This is a genomic window from Actinomadura gamaensis, assembly GCF_042652125.1.
Classification (GTDB): domain Bacteria; phylum Actinomycetota; class Actinomycetes; order Streptosporangiales; family Streptosporangiaceae; genus Spirillospora; species Spirillospora gamaensis.
In genome coordinates this window covers 342927-368008 of record NZ_JBHSIT010000002.1, presented here as the reverse complement: position 1 = coordinate 368008, position 25082 = coordinate 342927, and the positions used below count along the sequence as shown (strand labels likewise).

Annotated in this window: 17 protein-coding genes; 1 reads left to right on the top strand and 16 read right to left on the bottom strand. The window is 74.0% G+C overall.

Annotated features, from left to right (window positions below):
• Positions 1-8: 8 nt before the first annotated feature.
• From narI to ACFPCY_RS07530, 8 genes are all read right to left on the bottom strand, one after another.
• Positions 9-737, bottom strand: coding sequence for a respiratory nitrate reductase subunit gamma (gene narI / locus ACFPCY_RS07565; RefSeq protein WP_378252911.1), 729 nt, complete (start codon positions 735-737; stop codon positions 9-11).
• Positions 734-1381, bottom strand: a complete 648-nt coding sequence (gene narJ / locus ACFPCY_RS07560; RefSeq protein ID WP_378252910.1) for a nitrate reductase molybdenum cofactor assembly chaperone — start codon at positions 1379-1381, stop codon at positions 734-736. The genes narI and narJ overlap by 4 nt, the downstream gene beginning before the upstream one ends.
• On the bottom strand, positions 1378-3033 hold the full coding sequence (narH, locus tag ACFPCY_RS07555) for a nitrate reductase subunit beta (RefSeq protein WP_378252909.1): 1656 nt from the start codon (positions 3031-3033) through the stop codon (positions 1378-1380). Before narH ends, narJ begins: the two co-directional genes overlap by 4 nt.
• On the bottom strand, positions 3033-6668 hold the full coding sequence (locus ACFPCY_RS07550) for a nitrate reductase subunit alpha (RefSeq protein WP_378252908.1): 3636 nt from the start codon (positions 6666-6668) through the stop codon (positions 3033-3035). Before ACFPCY_RS07550 ends, narH begins: the two co-directional genes overlap by 1 nt.
• A gap of 98 nt (positions 6669-6766) precedes the next feature.
• A complete protein-coding gene (locus ACFPCY_RS07545; protein WP_378252907.1) occupies positions 6767-8449 on the bottom strand; it encodes a thiamine pyrophosphate-binding protein in 1683 nt (560 codons plus the stop codon).
• Entirely contained in the window at positions 8446-9219 is a 774-nt protein-coding gene (locus tag ACFPCY_RS07540) for a cyclase family protein (RefSeq protein ID WP_378252906.1), read from the bottom strand. The genes ACFPCY_RS07545 and ACFPCY_RS07540 overlap by 4 nt, the downstream gene beginning before the upstream one ends.
• A gap of 98 nt (positions 9220-9317) precedes the next feature.
• The gene (locus ACFPCY_RS07535) at positions 9318-9854 is read right to left on the bottom strand and encodes a MarR family winged helix-turn-helix transcriptional regulator (protein ID WP_378252905.1); all 537 of its coding nucleotides are present in this window, start codon (positions 9852-9854) and stop codon (positions 9318-9320) included.
• Positions 9854-11236, bottom strand: a complete 1383-nt coding sequence (locus tag ACFPCY_RS07530) for an FUSC family protein (RefSeq protein ID WP_378252904.1) — start codon at positions 11234-11236, stop codon at positions 9854-9856. Before ACFPCY_RS07530 ends, ACFPCY_RS07535 begins: the two co-directional genes overlap by 1 nt.
• A gap of 108 nt (positions 11237-11344) precedes the next feature.
• Here ACFPCY_RS07530 and ACFPCY_RS07525 point away from each other — a divergent pair, with 108 nt between their 5' ends.
• Positions 11345-12226, top strand: a complete 882-nt coding sequence (locus tag ACFPCY_RS07525) for a siderophore-interacting protein (RefSeq protein ID WP_378252903.1) — start codon at positions 11345-11347, stop codon at positions 12224-12226.
• A 54-nt stretch (positions 12227-12280) separates the two neighbouring features.
• Here the strand turns inward: ACFPCY_RS07525 and ACFPCY_RS07520 are convergent, their stop codons facing one another.
• The 8 genes from ACFPCY_RS07520 to ACFPCY_RS07485 all read right to left on the bottom strand — a co-directional run bounded on the left by ACFPCY_RS07520 (position 12281) and on the right by ACFPCY_RS07485 (position 25078).
• The gene (locus ACFPCY_RS07520) at positions 12281-13639 is read right to left on the bottom strand and encodes an ABC1 kinase family protein (RefSeq protein ID WP_378252902.1); all 1359 of its coding nucleotides are present in this window, start codon (positions 13637-13639) and stop codon (positions 12281-12283) included.
• Between the two features lie 131 nt (positions 13640-13770).
• Positions 13771-17031 carry a bifunctional lysylphosphatidylglycerol synthetase/lysine--tRNA ligase LysX gene (gene lysX, locus ACFPCY_RS07515; RefSeq protein ID WP_378253764.1) on the bottom strand — a complete coding sequence of 1087 codons (3261 nt, stop codon included), beginning with the start codon at positions 17029-17031 and terminating at the stop codon, positions 13771-13773.
• Positions 17032-17098: 67 nt separating this feature from the next.
• Complete coding sequence (locus tag ACFPCY_RS07510) at positions 17099-18043, bottom strand: phosphatase PAP2 family protein (protein WP_378252901.1); 945 nt, start codon at positions 18041-18043, stop codon at positions 17099-17101.
• Positions 18044-18130: 87 nt separating this feature from the next.
• Complete coding sequence (locus ACFPCY_RS07505) at positions 18131-20389, bottom strand: MMPL family transporter (RefSeq protein ID WP_378252900.1); 2259 nt, start codon at positions 20387-20389, stop codon at positions 18131-18133.
• Between the two features lie 166 nt (positions 20390-20555).
• Positions 20556-21182 (bottom strand): acyl-CoA-like ligand-binding transcription factor, encoded by a 627-nt coding sequence (locus ACFPCY_RS07500; protein WP_378252899.1) that lies wholly within the window; start codon positions 21180-21182, stop codon positions 20556-20558.
• 80 nt (positions 21183-21262) lie between these two features.
• Complete coding sequence (locus ACFPCY_RS07495; RefSeq protein ID WP_378252898.1) at positions 21263-23059, bottom strand: serine/threonine-protein kinase; 1797 nt, start codon at positions 23057-23059, stop codon at positions 21263-21265.
• 47 nt (positions 23060-23106) lie between these two features.
• A complete protein-coding gene (locus ACFPCY_RS07490) occupies positions 23107-24264 on the bottom strand; it encodes a 4-hydroxybenzoate 3-monooxygenase (RefSeq protein WP_378252897.1) in 1158 nt (385 codons plus the stop codon).
• 13 nt (positions 24265-24277) lie between these two features.
• Positions 24278-25078, bottom strand: a complete 801-nt coding sequence (locus ACFPCY_RS07485; protein ID WP_378252896.1) for an IclR family transcriptional regulator — start codon at positions 25076-25078, stop codon at positions 24278-24280.
• Positions 25079-25082: the final 4 nt, after the last annotated feature.

Here is a 25082-nt window from a genome sequence, read left to right as displayed (position 1 = left end):
CGGCGGTCTCAGCGGCGGCCAACGGGCTCCCAGCCGCGTCGCGGGGCGCGCGTGCCCGGTTCGCCGCGGTCCGCGGACCGGTACACGATGTACGGGCGGAACAGGTAGAACCACGGCGCGGCGAAGGCGTGGACGAGCCGGGTGAACGGGAACAGCGCGATCAGCAGCATCCCGACCAGCACGTGCAGCTTGTACAGGACGGGCACCGGCGCCATGAGGTCCGGGTCGGGACGCAGCAGGAAGACGTCGCGGAACCACGGCGAGACGGTCGTCCGGTAGTCGTAGGGGCCGCTGATGCCGTTGGCGACGATCGTGCACAGCGTCCCGAGGATCAGCGAGCCGACCAGGAACACGTACATCAGCTTGTCGTTGCGCGTGGTCGCGGAGAACACCGGGCCGCTGGTGCGCCGCCGGTAGACGAGCATCCCCACGCCGAGGAGCGCCGCGACGCCCGCGACCGTCCCGCCGACGAGCGACCCCACGTGGTAGGCGTGCTCGGTGACGCCCGCGCCGCGCGTCCAGCCCTCGGGGATGACCAGGCCCATGACGTGGCCGAGGATCACGAACACCAGCGCGTAGTGGAACAGCGGGCTGGCGATGTTCAGGATCGTCCGGCCGTAGATCTCCGACGAGCGCGTCGTCCAGCCGAACCTGTCGTAGCGGTAGCGCCAGACCGTCCCGCCGACCAGGGACGCGATGGTCAGGTACGGCAGCACGACCCACAGCAGAAGGCTCATCGGACGGTCTCCGGATACGGTTCGAGCCCGACGGTCTCGGCGGGCGGTCCGGTGCGGGCGAGGCGCAGCGCCTCGGCGCGGTCGCGGGGCGACGCGCCCGGCAGCGTCGCGCAGACCGCCTCCACCGGCGCGGCGTAGGGCGAGCCGCGGTCGAGCAGGGCCAGCCGCAGCAGCTCGATCCCGGCGCGGTGCTCGGCGAGCAGGTCGCCGCCGCCGTGCAGCGCGGCGAACTCCAGCACGACCGGCAGGTAGTCGGGCAGCTCCCCGCCGCCCGCGAACTCCGCCCCGGCGGCCCGGTACCGCTCCTTGAGCGCGACGAGCGACGAACCGCGGCGCCGGGTGTCGCCGTCGCGGTAGTAGGTGAGGTGCAGGCAGCAGCGGCGGCGCAGGTCGAACGTCTCGACGTAGTGCTCGGCCAGCGCGGACGGCGGCGTCGCGTCCATGTGGTCGAGGAACGCGCCGAGCCGCTCGGCGGCCTGGTGAGCCCGGGGGGCTTTGTGGGCCTTGCGGGCTTTGTGGGCTTTGTGGGTCTTGTGGCGGGCGAGCCCGGCGACGGCCTCGCGCAGCAGCGGGCGGCGCTCGTACAGGGCCGCGTCGGGATAGTCGAGCAGCAGGGACGCGGCCTGCCAGACCACGGGGCTCATGAGTCGTCCTTCTCGTCGCGCGACGGGAACAGTCCGTCCGGACGGCCCTTGCCGTCCCAGTTGAGGAGGTTCACGCGGCCGTCGCGCTCCCCCGGTTCGGTGAGCGCGCCGCTGGACTGGCGCTGCTTGAGCGCGTGGAACGTCTCCACCGACACGTTGTCCGGGCCGCCGGACGTCTCGCCGAACGGCCCGTTGCGGCCGACGCCCCCGCCGCTGTAGTCGACCGGGCAGACGGTCTCCTCCAGCGCGGCGGCCTCGGCGCGCGCCTGCGTCGGGATGACGTAGCGCTCGTCGTACTTGGCGAGGGCGAGGAGCCGGTACATGGCGTCCATGTCGGCCTCGGACATCCCGACCGACGCGGGCTTGCCGGGATCGGGCGGGTCGCCGACGTTCCGGTCCCGCATGTAGGAGCGCATCGCGGCGAGCTTGCGCAGGACGGCCGTGACCGGCGCGGTGTCCCCGGCGGTGAACAGGCCGGCGAGGTACTCGACCGGGATGCGCAGCGTCTCGATCGCGCCGAACAGGTTGGACGCGTCCTCGCCGTCGTGGCCGGTGTTCCGCAGCGCGTCCACGACCGGCGACAGCGGCGGGACGTACCAGACCATCGGCATCGTCCGGAACTCCGGATGCAGCGGCAGCGCCACCCGGTACCTGCTGATCAGCGCGTGCACGGGCGAGCGGCGCGCGGCCTCGATCCAGGCGTCGGGGACGCCGTCGCGCCGGGCCGCCTCCCGCACGGACGGGTCGTCCGGGTCGAGGAAGACGCCGAGCTGCGCCTCGTACAGGTCGGTGTCCTCCGGCGTGCTCGCCGCCTCGGTGACCTTCTCCTGGTCGTACAGCAGGACGCCCAGGTAGCGCAGCCGCCCGACGCAGGTCTCCGAGCAGACCGTCGGCAGGCCCACCTCCACGCGCGGGTAGCAGAAGGTGCACTTCTCCGCCTTGCCCGTCTTGTGGTTGAAGTAGATCTTCTTGTACGGGCAGCCGGTGACGCACATCCGCCAGCCGCGGCAGCGGTCCTGGTCGACCAGGACGATGCCGTCCTCGGCGCGCTTGTAGATCGCGCCGGACGGGCAGGCGGCCATGCAGGTCGGGTTGAGGCAGTGCTCGCAGATGCGCGGCAGGTAGAACATGAACGCGCGCTCGTAGTCGAGCCGGATCTCGCCGGACAGCCTCTGGACGACCGGGTCCGCCCGCGCGAGATCCGGGCCGCCGCCGAGGTCGTCGTCCCAGTTCGCGCTCCACTCGATCTTCATGGGCTCGCCGCTGACCAGCGAGTACGGGCGGGCGACCGGCATGTCGTCGCCGAGCGGCGCGGTGGTGAGCGAGGCGTAGTCGTAGGTCCAGGGCTCGTAGTAGTCCTGGAGCGTCGGCATCAGCGGGTTGGAGAAGATCCGCAGCAGCCGGCTCACCCGCCCGCCCGAGCGCGGGACGAGCCGTCCGCGCCGGTCCAGCGCCCAGCCGCCGCGCCAGCGGTCCTGGTCCTCGTACCGGCGCGGGTAGCCCTCGCCGGGCCGCGTCTCGACGTTGTTGAACCACACGTACTCGGTGCCCGAGCGGTTCGTCCACGCCTGCTTGCAGGTGACCGAGCAGGTGTGGCAGCCGATGCACTTGTCGAGGTTCATCACCATGGCGAGCTGGGCCATGACCCGCATCAGTAGGTCACCTCCTGGGCGCGGCGGCGGATGACGGTGATCTCGTCGCGCTGGTTCCCGGTCGGTCCGAGGTAGTTGAACCCGTAGGACAGCTGCGCGTAGCCGCCGATCAGGTGGGACGGTTTGACCAGCATCCGGGTCAGCGAGTTGTGGATGCCGCCGCGCCGTCCGGTCAGCTGCGCCTTGGGCATGTCGATGAGCCGGTCCTGCGCGTGGTGGTAGTAGACGGTGCCGGACGGCATCCGGTGGCTGACGATCGCGCGCGCCGGGACGACCCCGTTGCGGTTGACCATCTCGACCCAGTCGTTGTCGGCGACGCCGAGGCGCTCGGCGTCCGGCACGCTCATCCAGACCACCGGGCCGCCGCGCGACAGCGTCAGCATGAACAGGTTGTCCTGGTACTCGGAGTGGATCGACCACTTGGAGTGCGGCGTCAGGTACCGGACGGTCAGCTCGGCCCCAGCCCCAGCCCCAGCACCGGCCCCGGTCCCGGTCCCGCCGCCCGTGCCGAGTTCGGGCTCGCCGAAGAGGCGGTGCATGTTGAGCGGCGGGCGGAACACCGGGAGCTGCTCGCCGAGTTCGGCCATCCACTCGTGGTCGAGGTAGAAGTGCATGCGGCCGGTGAGGGTGTGCCAGGGCTTGGAGTACTCGGTGTTGATGGTGAACGGCGAGTACCGCCGGTCGGGGGCCTCGATGCCCGACCATTCGGGGGACGGCCCGACCGCGGTCGGCCGGGCCCGGGTGTCGGCGAACGTGATGCGCCGCTCGGCCCCCTCGGCGGCCAGCTCCGCGAAGTCCGAACCGGTGCGGTCGGCGAGCTGCGCGAAGCCCTGCGCGGCGAGCCGCCCGTTGGACGTCCCGGACAGCGCGAGGATCGTCTCGGCCCACTTGGTGTCGGTGTCCAGGAGCGGGCGGTTCTCGGCGTCCGTGCCGAGCCGCTCGCGCAGCACCTCGATCTCCCGGTCGGGCTTGAACGTGACGCCCTTGACGGGCAGCCCGGCGCCCTCGGCCTTCGGCCCGAGGACGGCCATCTGCCGGCCGATCGCGGTGTAGTCGCGTTCGACGATCGCGAAGGACGGGGTCGTGCCCTCGGCCGTCCCGTGCGGCGCGCCGGTCTCGCCGGGCGTGTCGTGGCCGAGCGCGCCGGCGACCAGGTCCTTGCGGGTGCCGAGCCGTCCGGCGGCGAGCTCGCTGAACCGGCGCGCGATCGCCTGGAAGGCGGCCAGGTCGCTGCGCGCCTCCCACGGCGGGTCGACCGCCGGGTTGAAGGCGTGCACGAACGGGTGCATGTCCGTGGACGACAGGTCGTACTTCTCGTACCAGGTCGCGGCCGGGAGGACGACGTCGGACATCAGCGTCGTGGACGTCATCCGGAAGTCGAGCGACAGCAGCAGGTCGAGCTTGCCCTCGGGCGCCCGCTCGCGCCACCGGACGTCCTCGGGACGCCGTTCCGGCGGCGCCTCCTCCGCGAACAGGCTCGCGTGCGTGCCGAGCAGATGCTTCTGGAAGTACTCGGCGCCCTTCGCGGACGAGCCGAGCAGGTTGGCCCGCCAGACGGTGAGGACGCGCGGCCAGTTCTCCGGGGCGTCGGGGTCGTCGCAGGCGAACTTCAGCGTGCCGTCCGCGAGCTCGGACGCGATGTACTCCCCCGGTTCGCGCCCGGAGCGTTCGATCTGGTCGGCGAGGTCGAGCGGGTTGCGGTCGAAGCCGGGGCAGAACGGCATCCAGCCGGCGCGGATCGAGTGCGCGGCGAGGTCGGCGGTGTGCTTCCCCGAGAACAGCCCCCGCGCGAGCGGCGAGGCGAGCGCGTCGGCGCGGTACCCGTCGTAGCGCCACTGGCCGGTGTGCAGGTACCAGTAGAGCGTGCCCGGGAGCTGGCGCGGCGGCCGGTTCCAGTCCAGGCCGAACGCGAGCTGCGCCCAGCCGGTGAACGGGCGCACCTTCTCCTGCCCGACGTAGTGCGCCCAGCCGCCGCCGTTGCGGCCCTGGCAGCCGGTCAGCATCAGCAGGGCCAGGAACGTCCGGTAGACGGTGTCGGAGTGGAACCAGTGGTTCGTCCCGGCGCCGAGGACGATCATGCAGCGGCCGCGGGTCCGCTCCGCGGTGGCGGCGAACTCGCGGGCGATCCGGATCGCGGTCGCGGCGGGCACGGAGGTGATCTCCTCCTGCCAGGCCGGGGTGCCGGGCGCGGACGCGTCGTCGTACCCGGCCGGCCACTCCCCCGGCAGCCCGTCGCGGGCGACGCCGTACTGGGCCATGAGCAGGTCGAACACCGTCGTGACGAGGTGCCCGCCGACGCGCCGGACCGGGACGCCCCGGCGCAGCGTGCCGCCCGAGCCGTCCGGCAGGTCGAAGCGCGGCAGCAGCACCGCCGCCGACTCCTCGCTTCCATGCAGGGTGAGCCGCGGGTCGATGCCGCCGAGGTCGAGGTTCCAGTGGCCCTTGCCCGCCTCGGTCCAGCGGAACCCGACCGAGCCGTTCGGCACGACCGGGGCGTCCGTCCGGGCGTCCAGCAGGACGGTCTTCCACTCGGCGTTCTCGCCGGTATCGCCGAGGTCGGACGCCGTGAGGAACCGGCCGGGGACGAAGGCGCCGCCGCGCTCGTCCAGCGTCACCAGGAACGGCAGGTCGGTGTACCGCTTGACGTAGCCGGTGAACGGCGCGGTCTCCCGGTCGGCGAAGAACTCCTTGAGGACGACGTGGCCCATCGCGAGGCCGAGCGCGCCGTCCGTGCCGGGATGCGGGGCCAGCCACTCGTCGGCGAACTTCGTGGCGTCGCTGTAGTCGGGCGACATCACCACGACCTTCTGGCCGCGGTAGCGGGCCTCGGCCATCCAGTGCGCGTCGGGCGTGCGGGTGACCGGGACGTTGGAGCCCCACAGCATCAGGTACGCCGCGTCCCACCAGTCGGCGGACTCGGGCACGTCGGTCTGGTCGCCGAACACCTGCGGGGACGCCACCGGCAGGTCGGCGTACCAGTCGTAGAACGACAGCATCGCGCCGCCGATCAGCGACACGAACCGCGACCCGGCGGCGTGCGACACCATCGACATCGCCGGGATCGGCGAGAACCCCGCGATCCGGTCCGGGCCGTACGCCGCGATCGTGTGGACGTGCGCGGCGGCGACCATCTCGACCGCCTCGTCCCAGCCGATCCGGACGAGGCCGCCCTTGCCGCGCGCCGACTGGTAGCGCCGCCGCCTCTCCGGGTCGCCGGTGACCTCCGCCCACGCCGCCACCGGGTCGCCGGTGCGGGCGCGGGCCTCCCGGAACATCTCGACCAGGACGCCGCGCGCGTAGGGGAACCGGACGCGCGTGGGCGAGTAGGTGTACCAGGAGAACGCCGCGCCGCGCGGGCAGCCGCGCGGCTCGTACTCCGGACGGTCCGCGCCCACCGACGGGTAGTCGGTCTCCTGCGTCTCCCAGGTGATGACGCCGTCCTTGACGTACACCTTCCACGAGCAGGAGCCGGTGCAGTTCACGCCGTGCGTGGAGCGGACGACCTTGTCGTGGCTCCAGCGGTCGCGGTAGAAGACGTCGCCCTCGCGTCCGCCCTTCCTGAAGACGGTCCGAAGGTCGGAGGACTCCTCCGCCCTGGTGAAGAAGCGTCCGGTCCGCAGCAGCGCATCGCTCATGTGGTACCCCCGAGGCGATATTCCCTTGGCCCCGGCGAGCTAAGCCCCTCACTGATCAAGTCGTCGCCACCGCCGGTGCGGGCGGCCGGTGCGGGCGGCTAGTGGGGATGGAACGCCTCGGCCAGCCACCAGGCGGGATGGTCGGTCGTGACCTTCGCCTGGACCACCAGCGGACGGTCGCGGGCCCCGCCCAGCCAGTCGCGCACCGGCTCCAGGTCCTCCACCCGGCGGACGGTGAGCGCGTCGCAGCCGTAGGCGCGCGCGATCCCGGCGATGTCGGCGGGCGGGAACGTCACCGTGTCGAGCGGATGGCCGCGCGGCCCGAAGTGGTGCACCTCCGCGCCGTACGCCTCGTCGTCGTAGACCACCACGAGCAGGCCCAGGCCGAGCCGCGCGGCCGTGTCGAGCTCGACCGCCGACATCAGCGCGCCGCCGTCGCCGAGCGCGGCGACGGTCAGCCGGTCGGGCCGCGCGACGGCCGCGCCGACCGCCGTCGCCAGGCCGAGGCCGACCGCCTGGAAGCCCTGCGTGAACACCAGGCCGTCCACGTCGGGGACGTCCAGGTACATGGTCGGGTAGCCCATGAAGTTGCCCGAGTCGACCGCGACGGTCCGCTCGGCGGGCAGCAGGTCGTCCAGGGCGATGCTCAGGGTGCGCGGGTCGATGCGGGCGCCGTCGGAACGGTCCTTGAACGGCAGGTCGCGCCAGCGGCCCTCGGCGGCGACGCGTCCGGCGACCTCGCGGGTCCGGTAGCCCCGGACGTGGTGCTCGCGCCGCGCGAGCTCCGCCTCCACCGCGAGCGCGGTCTCGGCCGCGTCGCCGATGAGGCTGAGGTCCACCGGGCGGTGCGCGGCGAGCGCCTCGGCGTCCACGTCCACCTGGACGAGCCGGGCGCCCTCCCCCAGCAGGTCGCCGTGGCGCAGCGTCCAGTCGTTGAGCGCGCAGCCCCAGCCGACCAGCAGGTCCGCGCCGCGGATCAGCTCGGCCGCGACGGGCGTCGCGAAGCCGCCGCTGACGTCCAGGTCGAACGGGTCGCCGCGGAACAGGCCGCGCGCGACCGCCGAGGTGGCGAGCAGCGCGCCGCAGCGGTCCGCGAGCGCGCGCAGCGGCGCGCCCGCGCCGGACAGCCGCGCGCCGCGTCCGGCGAGGAACACCGGGCGCCGCGCGGCGGTCAGCGCGTCCGCGAGCCGTGCGAGCGCGGGCGGCGGCGGCACCGCGAGCGGCGGGACGGTCGGCTGCCAGGCCGTGCCGGTCGCGTGCGGGGCGCGCGGCACGCACTCGTCCGGCCCCTCGTAGGGCGCGGACTGCACGTCCAGGGGCAGCCCGAGCAGGACGGTCCGGCGGGCGGCGACGGCGGTCCGGCAGGCGCGGGCCAGGTCCGACAGAGCCGTCTCCGGGCTGTGCACCCGCTCCGGGACGGCCCCGACCGCGCGCGCCAGCGCCGCCTGGTCGACCCGGAAGTTGGACCGGACCGCCGCCGCGGCGACCTCCCCGGCGAGCACGAGCAGCGGCGTCCGGCTCTTGGCGGCCTCGGCGATGCCGGTCAGCGCGTTCGTCAGCCCCGGCCCCTGGTGGACGCTGAGCACGCCGAGGCCGCCGCCGGCCCTCGCGAAGGCGTCCGCCATCGTCGCCGCGCCGCCCTCGTGCCGGGCCGCGACGTACCGCGCGCCCGACTCGACCAGCGCGGACGTGACCTCGAAGTTGCCGCTGCCGACGACGCCGAACACGGTGTGCGCGCCGAGCCGGGTCAGGGCCCGGCCGAGGGCGTGGGCGACGTTCACCGGTCGACCAGCGCCAGCACCCGGCACGGGCTCCCGGATCCGCCGGCGATCGGCAGCGGCGCGGCGACGAGCACCGCTCCGCGCACCGGGAGCCGTCCCAGGTTCCGCAGCTGGGTGAGGCCGTACTTGCCCGCGCCGAGCAAATGCGAGTGGCAGGGGAACGGCGGGTCGAAACCATGGGCCGCGCCCGCGTCCGTGCCGACCGTCTCGACGCCGATCCCGAGGATCGGCGTCTCCTCGGCCAGCCAGCGGGCGCACTCGGTGGACAGGCCCGGCCACACGCCGCCGTTGAGGAACGCACCGGCGTCGTCGGAGCGGGCGTCCCAGCCCGTCCGGTACAGCAGCCAGCCGCCGGCGGGGAGCGGGCCGTGCGCCTTCTCCCACTCCCGGACGTGGTCGGTCTCCAGCAGGAACCCGGCGTCGGACGCGACGTGCCCGGACGCGTCGAGCACGACGGCGGGCGCGACGAGGCGGCGCGGATCGACCTGCGAGACGTCCTCTCCGTCGCGGCCCGTCGCCCAGTGGACGGGCGCGTCGAAGTGCGTGCCGACGTGCTCGCCGGTGACGATGTCGTTCCAGTACCAGGCCGGGCCGCGCTCGTCGTACCGGCTGATCTCCCGCAGCGCGAACGGCGCGGTGCCCGCGAACGGCTCGGGCAACTGGAGGATCGGCGTCCGCTCCGACAGCGGCGCGGTCAGGTCCACCACGTCCAGCGCCCCGCCCGCGACGGCGGCGGCGAGGGCCCCTGCAGAGAACGCGGACTCGGTCACGGCGGCCTCCCGATCCCTGGGATGTTCAGAACGCCCCGATCTTCCGAACGTAACCGGGCCGCTGCGCCTTGAAAAGGCGCCGCCGCGGACCGCCTCGGCTACCCCACGTGGCGGCCGAGGCTCCCCTCCAGCAGCGCCAGCAGCTCCGCCAGCGCGGACGCCAGCTCGGCGTTGCGCTCGGGGGTCAGGCCGTCCAGCAGCGCGCTCTCGTAGGCGACCTGCTCGGCCAGCAGGCCGTCCATCAGCGCGTGGCCGTCCTCGGTCAGGGACACGTGCTGGACGCGCCGGTCCCGCTCGTCCGCGCGGCGCTCGACCAGCCCGCGTTCGGCGAGCGCCCGCAGGCGCTTGGTGACCGCCGCGCCGGACGCGAACGTCTCGCGCGCCAGCCGCGTCGGCGTCACGCCGGGGCCGAGCCGGTACAGGGCGGTGAGCGTGTCGTACTCGGGACGGGCCAGCCCGGCGCGGCTCAGCGGCGCGTCGGCGGCGTGCTGGAGCAGCGCGGCGCACCGGTTCACGCGTCCGATCACGGCCATCGGCGTGGTGTCGAGGTCCGGCCGCAGCTCGCCCCACTGCCGCAGGACCTCGGTCATCACGTCCCGGCCGGGACGGCGCGTCGCGGCGTCGTCGGCACTCATCAGGCGACCTCCCGGTCGAGGCGGGGCCGTTCGGCGAGCCCCGCGAGGGCGGCGAGGGCCCGTTGCCCGTCCCGCTGGGCCTGCTCGACGCGTTCGGCGGGCAGGGAACGCAGCCACCATTCACCCTCGGCGACCTGCACGGCCTCCCGCAGCTCGGCGAGCGCGTGCGTGATCCTCTCATGCAGCACGCCGTGCGGCTGGGCATCGGGGTCGAGTTCGGCATCGGGGTCGAGTTCGGCACCGGCGTGGCTCTGCAACTCGGCGAGGGCCGCTTGGAGGCGCTCGAGGGCGCCGTGGACGCGTCCGGCGGCGCGCCGGTTGGTGATCAGGACGCAGCCGAGCAGGCCGACGGCCGCGCCAGCGCAGGTGTCGAGCCAGCGCTGGCCGACCAGTTCGTGCGCGGGCCGGTGCCCGGCGAACTCGACCATGCTCAGCGCCATCGGCGTCACGAACACCGAGCCGAGCCAGTAGTTGCGCGCCATGGTCGCCTCCGCGGCGAACTGCGCGGCGAGCGCGACCAGCAGCAGCGCGGCCGGGCCGGCGCCGATGACCGGCAGCAGCGCGGTGAACAGCGCGAGGCCGAGCAGGTTGCCGAGCACCCGCTGCAGCGCGCGCCGCCAGGTCAGCACGAGGTTCGCCTGGAAGATCGCGGCGGCGGTGACGATCGCCCAGTAGGGCCGTCCGACCCCGAGCAGCATGGTCAGCCAGCCCGCGGCGGCGGCGCTCGCCCCGACGCGCGTGGCGATCGGCAGCAGCGGCGAGCCGGGACGCAGCGCCGCCAGGACGGCCCACATCCCGCGCGGGCGCGCGGCCGTCGCACCGGCGGCGGCGAGAGGAGCGGGCTCGTCCCTGCGGCGGACGAGCGCGGGCGCCATGCAGACCAGCCACGCGATCACCGCTCCGGCCAGCGCCAGCGCGAGGTGGAAGGGCACGTCGGCGAGGCGCTGCGGGACGAACGCGCAGCTCGCCGCCACGAAGGTGAAGATCACGTTCGCGGGCGGGCCGATCCGGGTGGCGTCGCAGACCAGCTTGTGCCCGGCGGCGAGAAGTGCGGCGACCGCCACGCGGACCGCCACGTCCCCGGTCAGGGCGGCGGTGCCCAGCGCGACCGCGAGGCTCGCCAGCATCAGCAGCGCGACCCGCGCGAGCGTGCGGCCGCGGGTCGCGTAGGGCCGGTTGTGGGCGTAGAGCGCGACGAGCGAGCCCGCCGAGGTGTAGAGCGCCAGGTCGAGGCGTCCGGACGCCAGCAGCGCCGCGTCCGGGATCGCCGAGGCGACCACCACGCTGGACGCCGCCCTGAACCAGGTGTCCGAGCCGCGGCCCAGCGTCAGCACCCCGCGCACCGGCAGCGGGCGCACCAGCGCCCCGGCCCCTTCCGCCACGTCCCCTCCGATACTTCACAAGTATTTCACTCGTAAAATATCAGACGCGCCGGAGTATGGCGGCCACGGGTGGATTAGGCTTACCTAACAAAAACGAGCGGAGGGCCTATGGCAACCGAACCCGGGGCTACCGGACCCAGGGCGGCGGAGCGCGACCGCAGGGGCGGCCGGGCCGTGCATCGAGGGGTCGTGCTGCGCACCGAGCGGCTCACCCCGCACATGGTCCGGGTCGTCCTCGGCGGGGACGGCCTCGCCGCGTTCGACGCGGGCGAGCACACCGACCACTACGTCAAGCTGCTGTTCGGGCGGCCCGGCGTGGAGTACCCCGAGCCGTTCGACATCGAGCGGATCCGCGCGGAGATGCCGCGCGAGCAGTGGCCGACCACGCGCACCTACACCGTCCGCTCGTGGGACCCGGCGTCCCGCGAGCTGGCGATCGACTTCGTGGTGCACGGCGACGAGGGCCTGGCCGGCCCCTGGGCCGAGGCGGCGAAGCCCGGCGACGAGATCTTCTTCATGGGTCCCGGCGGCAAGTACTCGCCCGGCAGGGAGGCCGACTGGCACCTGTTCGCCGGTGACGAGAGCGCCCTGCCCGCCATCGCGGCGTCGCTGGAGCGCGTCCCGGCCGGCGCGCCCGCCTTCGTGTTCGTCGAGGTCGCGGACGCCGCCGAGGAGCAGGAACTGTCCTCCCCCGGCGACGCCAAGATCGTCTGGCTGCACCGGGGCGACCGCCCGGTCGGCGCGGCGCTGGTCGAGGCCGTCCGCGCGCTGGACTTCCCGGAGGGGCGCGTCCAGGCGTTCGTGCACGGCGAGGCCGGGTTCGTCAAGGACCTGCGGCGCTACCTGCGGGTCGAGCGGACGCTCCCGATGGACCTGATCTCGATCTCGGGCTACTGGCGGGTCGGCCGCGACGAGGACGGCTGGCAGGCGGGCAAGCGCGCCTGGAACCAGCAGGTCGAGCAGGAGGAGGAGTCCGCGCTCTCCTCCTGACCTCCCGGCCGGGCGCTCAGGACGACCGGGCGGGCCCGGGCGGGCGGGCCGGGCTCAGGAGGCCTCCTCGGCCTCCGGGGCGTCGGCGTCCGGGTCGTCGTCGGCGAAACCGGGCAGCCAGCGCAGCGCCTCGTCCCGGAACCGGCCCTCGGCCTCGAGCTGGCACAGCACGCCGCCGCAGCCCGCCATCGCCCGCCACACGGCGAGGTACTGCGGCGGCAGCCGGAGCTGCCGCGCGATGCTGCCCGGACGCATGTCCGTGGCCATCGCGAGGCTCCGGCCCGTCTCCCGCCGCAGCCACTCGCGGGTGTACTGGAACGTCTCCTGCGTGAACGGCGTGGCGTGCGGGACGACCAGGTCGGCGAACTGGTCGGGGTCCACGTCGGCGTCCGGCGCGAGGAACCCCTCCTCGATGGCGCTCTCGACCATCTCGTCCGGGTCGCCGCCGGTGCCGATGCGCATCATCCGGCCGAGCGACCACAGCAGGTCGTTCGGGACCCGTGAGGCGCCGCCGAAGTCCATGACGCCGAGCCGGCCGTCGTCCAGCAGCCGGAAGTTGCCCGGATGCGGATCGATGTGGATCATGCCGCAGCGGGACGGCCCCGACAGCAGGAACCGGAACAGCAGCAGCCCGGCCCGGTCGCGCTCGGCCTTGGTGCCGGACGCGATGACCTTCGCGAGCGGCGTGCCGTCCAGCCACTCGGTCACCAGCACGTTCCCGGACTGCGCGACGACCTCGGGCACCAGGAAGTCGGGGTCGCCGGCGTACGCGTCGTGGAAGGCCGTCTGCGCGCGGGCCTCGTCCACGTAGTCGAGCTCCTTCTCCAGCCGCCGCCGCAGGTCGGCGATCACCGGCTTGGCCTCGACGCCCGGGAACAGCGGGTTGATCAGGCGGCTGAGCCGGGAGATCTGGTTGAAGTCGCTCATCAGCGCCGCGCCCGCGCCCGGGTACTGGACCTTGACCGCGACGGTCCGGCCGTCCGCCCAGACGGCCCTGTGGACCTGCCCGATCGACGCCGCCGCCGCGGGCCGGTCGTCGAACGAGGCGAACCGGTCGTGCCAGTCCGGACCGAGGCCCTCGGCCAGCACCTTGTGCGTGGTCGCGGCGGGCATCGGCGGCGCGGCCTCCTGGAGCCGGGTGAGGCTCGCGCGGAACGGCGCGGCCAGCTCCTCGGGCAGCCCGGCCTCGAAGATCGACAAGAGCTGGCCGACCTTCATCGCGCCGCCCTTGAGCTCGCCGAGCACCGCGAACAGCTGCTCGGCGGTGCGCCGCTGGACCTCCAGCGCGACCGCCTCGGCGGGCTTGCCAAGCGTGCGCTTGCCCAGGCCGAGCGCGGTGCGCCCGGCGAAGCCGAGGGGCAGGCTCGCCAGCTTGGCGGTGCGGGTGACCGCACGCCGGGGGATGTCGCTCACGTCGCGGACCGTCCTCACTCCCGATCCCCGGTGCGCCGGGGAGGCGATGGCAACCAATCACCATCTTTCCCGCCAAGGGCCGAAACCGTCATACCCGCCCCGAGATCAGTTCGGGCGCCGCCCGGACGGCCTCAGCGAGCGGGTTTGACCAGCGGGAACGCGATCGTCTCCCGGATCGACCGCCCGGTGAGCGCGATCAGCAGCCGGTCGACGCCCATGCCCATGCCGCCGGCCGGGGGCATCCCGTACTCCAGCGCGCGCAGGAAGTCCTCGTCCAGCTCCATGGCCTCGGGGTCGCCGCCCGCCGCGAGCAGGGACTGCTCGGTGAGCCGCTGCCGCTGGAGGATCGGGTCGATCAGCTCCGAGTAGGCGGTGCCGAGCTCCATGCCGAAGACGATCAGGTCCCACTTCTCGGCGAGCCGCGCGTCCTTGCGGTGCGGCCGGGTCAGCGGGGACGTCTCGGCCGGGTAGTCGCGCACGAACGTCGGGGCGGTCAGGTGGTCCTCGACGAGCGCCTCGTACAGCTCCTGGACGATCCGTCCCTGACCCCACTCGGGATCGACCTCGATGCCCGCCCGCGCCGCGTGCCGGACGGTCTCGGGCCGCGGCGTGTCCGGGGTGATCTCCTCCCCCAGCGCCCGCGACACCGAGCCGTAGACGGTGATCTGGTTCCACGGGCCGGCCAGGTCGTGCTCCACGCCGTCCCGGACGACCACGGTCGTGCCGAGCGCGGCGCGGGTGCCCGCCAGCACCAGCTCGCGGGTCAGCTCGGCCATCGTGTCGTAGTCGCCGTACGGCTCGTAGGCCTCCAGCATCGTGAACTCGGGGTTGTGGGTGGCGTCCACGCCCTCGTTGCGGAAGTCGCGGCCCATCTCGAAGACCTTGCCGAGCCCGCCGACCAGCAGCCGCTTCAGGTACAGCTCGGGCGCGATCCGCAGGTACAGCCGCATGTTGTAGGCGTTGATCCGGGTCGTGAAGGGACGCGCCGTCGCGCCGCCGTGGATCGGCTGCAGGATCGGCGTCTCGACCTCCAGGTACCCGCGCGCCCGCAGCACGTCCCGGACGGCGGCCACGGCGTCGCCGCGCATCCGCAGCATCCGGCGCGACTCGTCGTTGACGATCAGGTCGACGGCCTTGTGCCGGACCCGCGCCTCGGGGTCGGCGAGCCCGGCCCGCTTGTCCGGGAGCGGGTGCAGGCACTTGGCGGTGAGCTTCCACTCCGCCACCAGCACCGACAGCTCGCCGGTCCGGGACGTGATCACCTCGCCGGTCACGCCCACCTGGTCGCCGAGGTCGATCATCGTCTTCCAGCCGCGCAGCGGCTCCCGGCCGAGGATGTGCGCGGCCAGCATGATCTGGATGTCGCCCGACTCGTCGCGCAGCCTGGCGAACACCAGCCCGCCGTGGTCGCGCTCCAGCATGATCCGTCCGGCGACCGAGACCGTCTCGTGGGTGCGCGTGTGCGGGGCCAGGTCGCCGAACCCGGCGCGGACGTCCGCGGCCAGGGCGGTGCGCTCGAAGCCGAGCGGGTAGGCCTCGACGCCCGCCGCCCCGATCCGCTCCAGCTTGTCGTGCCGGACGCGCTCCTGCTCCGACAGCCGGCGGCGCGGGGCGCGCGCGGCGTCGGCGGCCTCCTCCAGCCGCCGGATCTCGGCGACCAGCTCGGGCGTCGGGACGGCGTTGGCGGCGCGGTCCAGCCTGCGCCGCGACAGGCTCGGCAGGAACCCCTCGGCGCGGGCGTAGCCGATGCCGAGGCGGATCAGGCCGCCCGCGCCGGAGCTGAAGCAGACGTACCGCGGCACCCACTCGGGGTGGTACTTGGCGTTGGACAGGTACAGGGTCTCCAGCTGCCAGAACCGGGACGCGAACGACAGCACCCGGTAGGCGGCGCGGACGAGCGGCCCCGCGCCGATCTGCGAGCCGCGCTCGAACACCGAGCGCAGCATCGCGAAGTTCAGCGAGATCCGGGTGGCCCCGACCGACCCGGCCTTCTCGATCAGCCGGACGACCATGAACTCGTTCAGACCGTTCTCGGCGGCCCGGTCGCGGCGCATCAGGTCCAGCGAGAGGCCCGTCCGGCCCCAGGGGACGAAGGACAGCAGCCCGCGCAGGCGGCCCTCGGCGTCGAACGCCTCGACCATCACGCAGTCGCCGTCGGTGGGGTCGCCGAGGCGTCCGAGGGCCATGGAGAAGCCGCGCTCGGTCTCGCCCTCGCGCCACTGGTCGGCGCGCTGGAGGATGCCCGCCATCTCGGCCGCGGAGATCTGCGAGTGGCGGCGGATGCGCACGGTGTACCCGGCCCGCTCCACCCGCCGGACGGCCTGCCGGACCTGCCGCATCTCCCGGCCGGCCAGGTTGAACTCGTGCACGTCGATGATCGCCTCGTCGCCGAGCTCCAGCACGCTGAGGCCGTGCCGGCGGTACTCGACGGCCGCGCGCTCGCCGACGCTGACCGCGCCGGGCGTCCAGGCGTGCCGGCGGCACTCGGCGAGCCACTCCTCGATGGCCGGGCCCCACGACTCGGGGTCGCCGAGCGGGTCGCCGCTGGCCAGGCAGACCGAGCCCTGCGCCCGGTAGGCGATGCCCGCCTTGCCGTTCGGGGCGACGATGAAGTCCTTGTCGCGGCGCAGGGCGAAGTAGCCGAGGGAGTCCTCGTCGCCGTAGCGCAGCAGCAGCTCGCGGGCGCGCAGCTCCTCGCCGGGGCTGAGCACGGCGTCGCCGCGCGAGGGGCGGAACAGCGCCCACACGGTCGCGACGAGCAGGCCGCTGCCGAGGACGCCGAGGATCAGGTCCACCCAGCCGGGGACGTCCACGTCGAGGGTGTGGCCGGTGACCCGCGCGCCGAGGACGGTCTGGAGCGCGGCGTAGACCGGCTGCGTCCAGAAGCCGCCCGCCGCCTTGCGGTCGGTGAGGTGCACCAGCAGCGTGCCGATGACGCCGCTCACCAGCACCATCGCGACGCCGACCCGCCAGGCGAGGCGGAGGTTCGCGCGGTCCGGCAGGGCGGTGAACTCGTGCCGCGCTCCCACCACGAGCACCAGCGCGAACGCGTAGCAGACCGGGGCGACGTAGTCGCCCGCGCCGAGCTGGACGTCCGGGTCGGGGGCGATCGTGAACACGACCGCGACCGTGAGGTAGAGCAGGAAGAACAGGCCGAGCAGCACCAGCGTGATGCGCCAGGCCGACTTCTTGCGCCGCCGCACGCCGGTGGACAGCAGGAGCAGCAGCAGTCCCCAGGTCATGCTGGGCAGCCAGCTGAAGTAGCCGATCCAGCGCAGCAGCCAGATGGCGTCCAGGTCCTCGATGATGCCGGCCGACAGCCAGGTCAGGATCGAGACGACGCCCGACAGCGCCAGATACCACGACAACACCGTCGGAACAGCCCTGATCACAGCTCTGGCGCGCACTCGTCCCCCGACACGATTCTCCCCGTGAGACCCGTCCCGCCGGGCCCGGGGGCTAGCGTACCCGCGCCGCTCCGGGGTCGGTCCGCAGGCCCGCGCCCGGCGCCGACCGGGCCGTCCGGTAGAACGGGCGCAGCGCCACCAGCGCGACGGCCAGCAGGAACGACACGACGATGCCGTCCAGCCAGTAGTGGTTGGCGGTGCTCACCACCACCAGGACGGTCAGGACGGGGTGGGCCAGCCACAGCCACCGCCAGCGGGTCCGGCACGCGACGATCAGCCCGACCGCCACGATGATCGCCCAGCCGATGTGCAGCGACGGCATGGCCGCGTACTGGTTGGCGACGGTGTCGGTCTGCGGCGCGCCGTAGACCGACGGCCCGTACCTGCTGCCGGTGTCGATCAGCCCGGTGAAGGTCAGCATGCGCGGCGGCGCGAGCGGGACGGTCAGGTGCAGGACGAGCCCGGCGGCGGTCAGCGCGACCACCACCCAGCGCACCCAGCGGTAGTAGGCGGGACGGCGCAGGTACATGAACAGCAGGAACGCGGCGGTCGCCGGGAAGTGCACGTAGGCGTAGTAGCAGTTCGCGAGGCGGATCAGCGTCTCGCTGTGCAGCAGGCCGTTCTGGACGTGCAGCTCGCTCGGCAGGTGCAGCCAGCGTTCGAGGTCCCAGACGTCGCGGGCGTTGCGGAACGCCTCGTCGACGCGTCCGCTGGCCGCCAGGCGGCCCAGCTTGTAGACGCCGAAGAGCGCCGCGATCAGCACCAGCTCCCGGAGCGGACGCGGCCGGGACGCGGCGGCCGGTACCGCGGCGGGGGCGGCGGCCGACTCCGGCGCGCCGTCCGAGGCGGCGGACGCGGCCGGCTCGCCGGGCCCGGCGGGTTCGGCGGGCTCGGTTCGGGCGGGCTCGGCTTCGGCGGGGGACGGCTCCGGGACGGTCCGGACCTGGTCGCGCGGTGAAGGGGCGCGCCGCCAGACCGGCTGCTGGAGAAGGTTCATGTCCGAGGTTCCTTGGGGGGCAGCGGGAGTTCGAGGGAGAGGAGGGTGAGGGCCGCCGCCTCGGGGCGACGAGGCGGCGGCCCATGGTCATCTACCGGACGGCGGTCCCGACGTTCCTGACGATCCGGCGGATCCGGCCGATCCGGGGCTTCCGACGGTGACGGCCTCGCGCCGCTCACCGGACGGCGAGCCGTCGTCGAGCAGGTGCCGGAGCTTCTCGCCCTCGACGTCCACGTTGGGCAGGACGCGGGCGAGCCAGCGCGGCAGCCACCAGGCGGAGCGGCCGAACAGGGCCATCACGGCGGGCACGACCGTCATCCGGACGACGAAGGCGTCGAAGAACACCCCCGCCGCGAGCGCGAAGCCCATCAGCTTGATCATCGACTGCTCGTTGCTGATGAACCCGGCGAACACCGCCATCATGATCACCGCGGCCGCGGCGACCACCCGCGCGCCGTGCCGGAACCCGGCGACGACCGCGTCCCTCGGCTCGGCGCCGTGCACGAACTCCTCGCGCATCCGGGTGACCAGGAACACCTGGTAGTCCATGGCGAGGCCGAACACCACGCCGATCAGGAAGATCGGCATCAGGCTCATGATCGGCCCGGTGGTGTCCACGCCGACCAGGGACGCGCCCCAGCCCTTCTGGAACACCGCGACGACCACGCCGAAGGTGGCGGCGACGGTGAGCAGGAAGCCCAGGGTCGCCTTGAGCGGCACCAGCAGGGACCGGAACACCAGCATGAGCAGGATGAACGCGAGGCCGACGACCAGCGCCAGGTAGGGCGGCAGCGCGCTGCCGAGCTTGGCCGACACGTCGATGCCGATCGCGGTCTGGCCGGTGACCATGGCCTCGGCGCCGGTCTGCGCCTTAAGCCCGTGGCTCTCGTGGCGGATGGCCGACACCAGGTCCTCGGTCTGCTTCGAGCTCGGCCCGCTCTTCGGAACGACGCTCAGCAGGACGGTGTCCCGCTCCCTGTTCGGCACCGGCGGGGTGACGGAGGCGACGTCGGGCATCCCCTTGAGCTGCCCCGAAAGCCGCCCGGCAGCCTTCGTCACGTCGCCCGATCCGTGCACCACGACCATCAGCGGGCCGTTGAAGCCGGGACCGAAGCCCTCGGAGACCATCTGGTACGCCTTGTACTGGGTGCTGCTCGGCGAGGACGCCTCCTCGCCCGGCATGCCGAGGCGCAGGTCGAGCGCCGGGAGCGCGAGGACGCCGAGGCCGACGATCGAGAACAGCAGCACCGCCAGCGGGCGCCGGACGACGAACCGCGACCAGCGCTCGCCCGCCGCGGCCCTGCCGGGCTTCGGCCCGCCGCGCAGGCCGGGGATCCTGCCGCCGAGCACCTGCCGTCCGGCGAAGCCGAGCAGCGCGGGCAGCAGGCTGAGCGCGATGAGCACGGCGACGACGACGGCGAACCCGGCCGCGACGCCCATCTCGGTGAGGATCGGGATGCCGACGACGCCGAGGCCGACCAGCGCGATCACCACGGTCAGGCCCGCGAAGACCACGGCCGACCCGGCGGTGCCGACGGCGCGTCCGGCGGCCTCCTCGCCCGACCGGCCCTCCTGGAGCTCGTGCCGGTACCGGGAGGTGATGAACAGCGCGTAGTCGATCGCGACGGCGAGGCCGAGCATGAGCGCGAGCGTCGAGGTGGTCGAGCTCATGTCGATGAAGCCGGTCGCGGCGGTGATCCCGGCCATGGCGATCGCCACGCCGAGGATCGCGTTCAGCAGCGGCAGCCCCGCGGCGACCAGCGAGCCGAGCGTGATCACCAGGACCACGGCGGCGATGCCGAGGCCGATCAGCTCGGACGCGCCCTGCTCGGGCATGCCCTGGGTGGCGTTGCCGCCCATCTCGACGGTCAGCCCGGCGGCGCGCCCGGAGGCGGCGGCGGAGTCGAGGGCGTCCCGGGAGGCCTGCTTCACGCCCACCGGGGTCACCTTGTAGGTGACCTGGGTGAGGGCGGTGCGCTGGTCCGGGGAGAGCGCCCGCGCCTGGTACGGGTCCACGACGGACGCGACCTGCGGGGCCGTCCTCAGCTTGCCGACGACCTGCTCGACGGCGGCCTTGCCCGCGGGTTCGGCGAGGGTGTGCCCGGCGGGGGCGCGGAGCACCACGCGCGCGGTCGCGCCGTCCGCCGATGCCTGCGGCATCCTGTCCTTGAGCAGGTCGATGGCCCGCTGGGCCTCGGTGCCGGGGATGGAGAAGTCGTTGGAGGTCGGGCCGTGGAGCACGGCCGCGCCCACCCCGAACAGGATCAGGAGCGCCGCCCAGAGCAGGGCGACGAGCCTGCGCCGTCGGTAGGAGAGCCGGCCGAGCCGGTAGAGGAAGGTTGCCAAGAGAACAGTTCCCATTCGATGCCGGACGCGCCGGGGGCGCGCCGGACTCGCGGACGGTGCACGGTCGATGACCTCACGACGGGCCGGTCGTCAGGTTGCTCAGGGGTGGGTCCGCCGGGAGGGGGTACCGGCCGGGGCAGGGCGGCGCGCCCCGGCCGGGGTCTCGTCAGCCCGACGGGTCGGCGGTGGCCGCCGCGTCCGGAGCGGGCAGGCCCGCGCGGAACTGCGCGAGCGCGGAGTCGATCAGGTCGGGCAGGTCGGCGCCGGTGCGGCCGTCCACCCAGAGGTTCGCGACCACCCGCATGGTCAGGCCCATGACGCCCGCGACCAGGTGGGGGTACAGGTCGCGCTCGGGGTCGGTGCCGGTGCGGGCGGCGATCACGGCCGCCGCCTCGCGCTGCATCTCGCCGAGGCCGCACAGCTGGGACGCCACGAGCGACGGGTCGGCCTTGACGATCCGCATCAGCGCGATCATCTCCTCGAACCGCTCGCCCGGCACGAGCACGTCGTGCAGGACGGCGCGGACCGAGTCCCAGACCGGCTCGTCGGCGGGCCGCTGGGCGAGCCGCGCGAGCACCTCGCGCGCCCCGTCGGTCAGCGGGGCGACGATCGCCTCCTCCTTGCCGGGGAAGTAGTTGTGGAAGGTGCGCGCCGACACGTCCGCCGCGGCGGCGATCGCGTCGACGGTGACGCCCTCCACGCCGTGCTCGATCGCCAGCCGCATCGCGGCGCGGCTGAGCGCTTCGCGTGTCGCGGCCTTCTTGCGCTCGCGCAGGCCCATTTCCACCGTCATACCTACGACTGTAGACATTGCTTGCACTCTCCGCAAAATTGCAGAAGCTGTAACCTTGCGTGATGTGCAGCACATTCCGGTCAGAACGCGACCGGCGGGCTCTCCCTCCCGGTGCCCTCGTAGATCCCCTGGTACATCCACCCCGGCAGCGCCCGGTAGGTGCCCCGCGCCGGCGTCGCGGACATCTGGAACGTGCAGGTCACCGACGTGCACGGCGGCGACACCCAGCGTCCGGCGTCGTCCTGGTCGAGCGTCTTCAGCACCAGCACGACCTGGACGTGGTTGGCCGCGATCAGCTTGGGATCGTCGCGGGACGCCACCGGTTCCATCGTCGCGCGCAGCAGCACCGAGTGCCCGTCCGTGCGGATGCACGCGGTCAGGTAGTGGCCCCGGTCGTCGGCGGCGGAGCGCGGCCCGCACCGCCAGCCGGTCGCCTTCGGCGCGCTCGCGCCGGGAGCCGACTTCGACGGCGCACCCGGCGACGACCCCCGCGATCCGCCCGGCGAGGCCGAGACCGAGCCGGACGGCGAGGCCCCAGATGTCTTTCCCTTGCCGGACGGGCCGGGCGCGTTCCCGCCCGCACGGGCCGCGAGCTCGCCGGTGGGCGCCGCGCCCGCCGCCTTGACCTGCCCGTCCTGCTTCGAGCCGCCGTCCCCGCCGGTCAGCGCGAGCGTGACGCCCGTGGCGACCGCGGCCGCCACGACGGCCGCGCCGACGCCGATGAGCACGTTGCGATGGCGTCCGCCGCTCCCCTGCTTCACCGCGAGAGTGCCGCCGCCCATCGGGTCGTGCGTCCCCGGCCGTCGTCCCGCCCCGGACGGCCCGAACTGCGGGTCCATCGCCACGGCTTGGGGGATCGCCGGCATCGGAACGGACGGGTGGCTCGGAACGGACGGGTGGCTCGTCACGGACGGGTGGCTCGTCACGGACGGGTGGCTCGTCACGGACGGCGCCTGCGCGGCGGTGGCTCCGGCGCCCACGCCGGCGTGGGTGCCCGAACCGGCCGTCAGGGCGGGCGAGTCGGGCGGGACGGTGATCGCGAACCGGCCCGTGTGGTGGGCCTCGGCGTACGCGGTCAGCCGGCGGCCGAGGTCGTGGGCGCCGATCCGGGCCATCGGCTGCTTGGTGAGGCTCTGCTCCAGGAGCGTCCAGAGCTCGGCGGGCAGGCCCGGCAGCGGGGGCGGCGCGACGTGCAGGTGCTCGTGCATGACCGCCGAGATGCTGCCGCCGGTGAACGGCTGGCGTCCGGCGAGCAGTTCGTACAGCGTGACGCCCACCGCGTAGACGTCGGCGGCTGGCCCCGGCTCCGCGCCCTCCAGCACCTCGGGGGCCATGTAGCGGGGCGTCCCGACGATGTTGCCCGTGGCGGTGAGCTCGTCGCCGACCGCGATCCGCGCGACGCCGAAGTCGGCGAGCCGCACGGGCGATCCGGGCGCGGTGTGGTCGAGCAGCACGTTGGCGGGCTTGAGGTCCCGGTGGACGAGCCCCGCCGCGTGCACCGCGACCAGCGCCGCGCAGACCTGTCCGAGCAGCCACGCCGCCTCGGCGGGGTGCAGCGTTCCGCCGCGCCTCTTCCGGTAGCCGGCGAGGTCCTCGCCGAGCACCAGGTCCATGACCAGGGCGAGCCGGTCGCCCTCCACCACCAGGTCGTGCACGGTCACCACGCCCGGGTGCCGGACCTTCAGCAGCGCGGTGCGCTCCCGGACGAACCGCGTCACCGCGGCCGGATCGGCGGCCAGCTCCGACCGCAGCACCTTCACCGCGCGCTCCGCGCCGGTGCGGCGGTCCCGCGCCCGCCACACCACGCCCATGCCGCCCTGGCCGATCATGTCGCCCAGCGTGTACCGGCTGCCGAGCGCCGCGCCGTCCCCCTGCATCCCAGCACCCCCGAGTCGTGAAGATCACGACATTATGGCGGCGCGGATCACTCCAGCGGGAGCCCGGCGTAGTTCTCGGCGAGGGAGGTCGCGGCGGCGGTCGAACCGGCGACGTACTCCAGGTGCGAGCGCTGCAGCCGGCGGTCGAAGTCGTCCGCGCCCGGATCGGCGTGCAGCAGCGTCGTCATCCAGTAGGAGAAGTGCTCCGCGCGCCAGACGCGGCGGAGGCAGGTGGCCGAGTAGGCGTCCAGCAGCGCGCTCGTACCGGACGCGTACCGCTCGGTGAGCGCGCGCGCCAGGACGGTGACGTCCGAGACCGCGAGGTTCAGGCCCTTCGCCCCGGTCGGCGGGACGATGTGGGCGGCGTCCCCGGCGAGGAACAGCCGGTCGTGCCGCATCGGCTCGGCGACGAAGCTGCGCATCGGCGTGACCGACCGGTCGGTGATCGGGCCGGGCTTGAGCTTCCAGCCGCCGGGCGTGCCGAACCGGGTGGCGAGCTCGTCCCAGATCCGCTGGTCGGACCAGTCGGCGAGGTCGGCGTCCGGGGCGACCTGGAGGTACAGCCGGCTCACCGACGGCGAGCGCAGGCTGTGCAGCGCGAACCCGCGCTCGTGGTGCGCGTAGATCAGCTCGTCGGTGGACGGCGCGACGTCGGCGAGGACGCCCAGCCACGCGAACGGGTAGTCGCGGGTGAACGTCCGCACGTCCGGGACGGCCGCCCGGCAGACGCCGTGGAAGCCGTCGCAGCCCGCGATGTAGTCGGCCCGGAGCTCGCGCGTCACGCCGTCCTGCCGGAAGGCGACCGTCCCGCCGGACGGGTCGACCGCGAGCACCTCCGCCTCGAACCGCACGTCGCCGCCGTCGGCGAGGCGCAGCGCGACCAGGTCCTTCACGATCTCGGTCTGGGCGTAGACGGTGACCGTCCGGCCGGTGAGGTCGGTGATCGGGATCCGGTGCCCGGCGCCGCCGAAGCGCAGCTCGATGCCGTGGTGCACCAGGCCCTCGCGGTCCAGGCGCGCGCCCGCGCCGCTGCCGCGCAGCACGTCGGTCGTGCCCTGCTCCAGCATCCCGGCGCGCTGGCGCCGCTCGACGTAGGCGCGGTCGCGGCTCTCCAGCACGACCGACTCGACGCCCTGCCGGTGGAGCAGGTGGGACAGCAGCAGCCCCGCCGGCCCGCCGCCGACGATCGCGACCTGCGTGCGCATGGTTCCTCCAGGGTCAGTCCGCGTCCGGGGGGAGCGGAGGGGTGATGTCGCCGTCGGCGTGCCAGTGGGCGGCCAGGTCGCGCGAGAGGGCGCGGGCCGCCGTGGCGAGGGGCGGGAGCAGCCGCCGCGGGTCGGCCCCGCGGGTCCGCGCGACCAGCGACAGCGCGGCGACGACGGTGCCGTCCCGGTCGCGGACGGGCACGCCGACCGAGGACGCGCCGACCGTCATCTCGTCGCGGGTCGTGGCGTAGCCCCGGCGGCGGACGGCGGCCAGGTCGCGGCGCAGCTCGTCCGGGTCGGTGAGGGTGCTGCCGGTGTGCCGGGTCAGCGGCGCCGCGAGCACGGCCTCGCGGACGTCGGCGGGCGCGTGCGCGAGCAGCACCTTGCCCGCGCCGGTCGCGTGCAGCGGCAGGTCGGAGCCCACCCGCGTCACGACCGGCACCGAGCGGCGGCCGCGCAGCCGCTCCACGAACAGCGCCCGGCCGTCGCCCAGCACCGCGAGCTGGACGTTGTCGTGCGTCGCCTCGTACAGGTCCTCCATGTGCGGCAGCGCCAGCTCGCGCAGGCCGCTGACGGCCGGGGCGCGGCTGCCGATCCGCCAGAGCCGGGTCCCGATGCGGTAGGTGCCGTCGTCGGGCGTGCGCTCCAGGAAGCCGCCCGCGGTCAGCTCGCCGACCAGCCGGTGCCCGGTGGACGGCGGGAGGCAGGCGCGGCGGCAGATCTCGCTCAGCGTGAGCCGGACGTCGCCGGGGGCGAACGCGTCCAGGATCGCCATGACCTTGCCCGCCGCCGTCGGCGGGCGCCGCGCGTCCACCGCC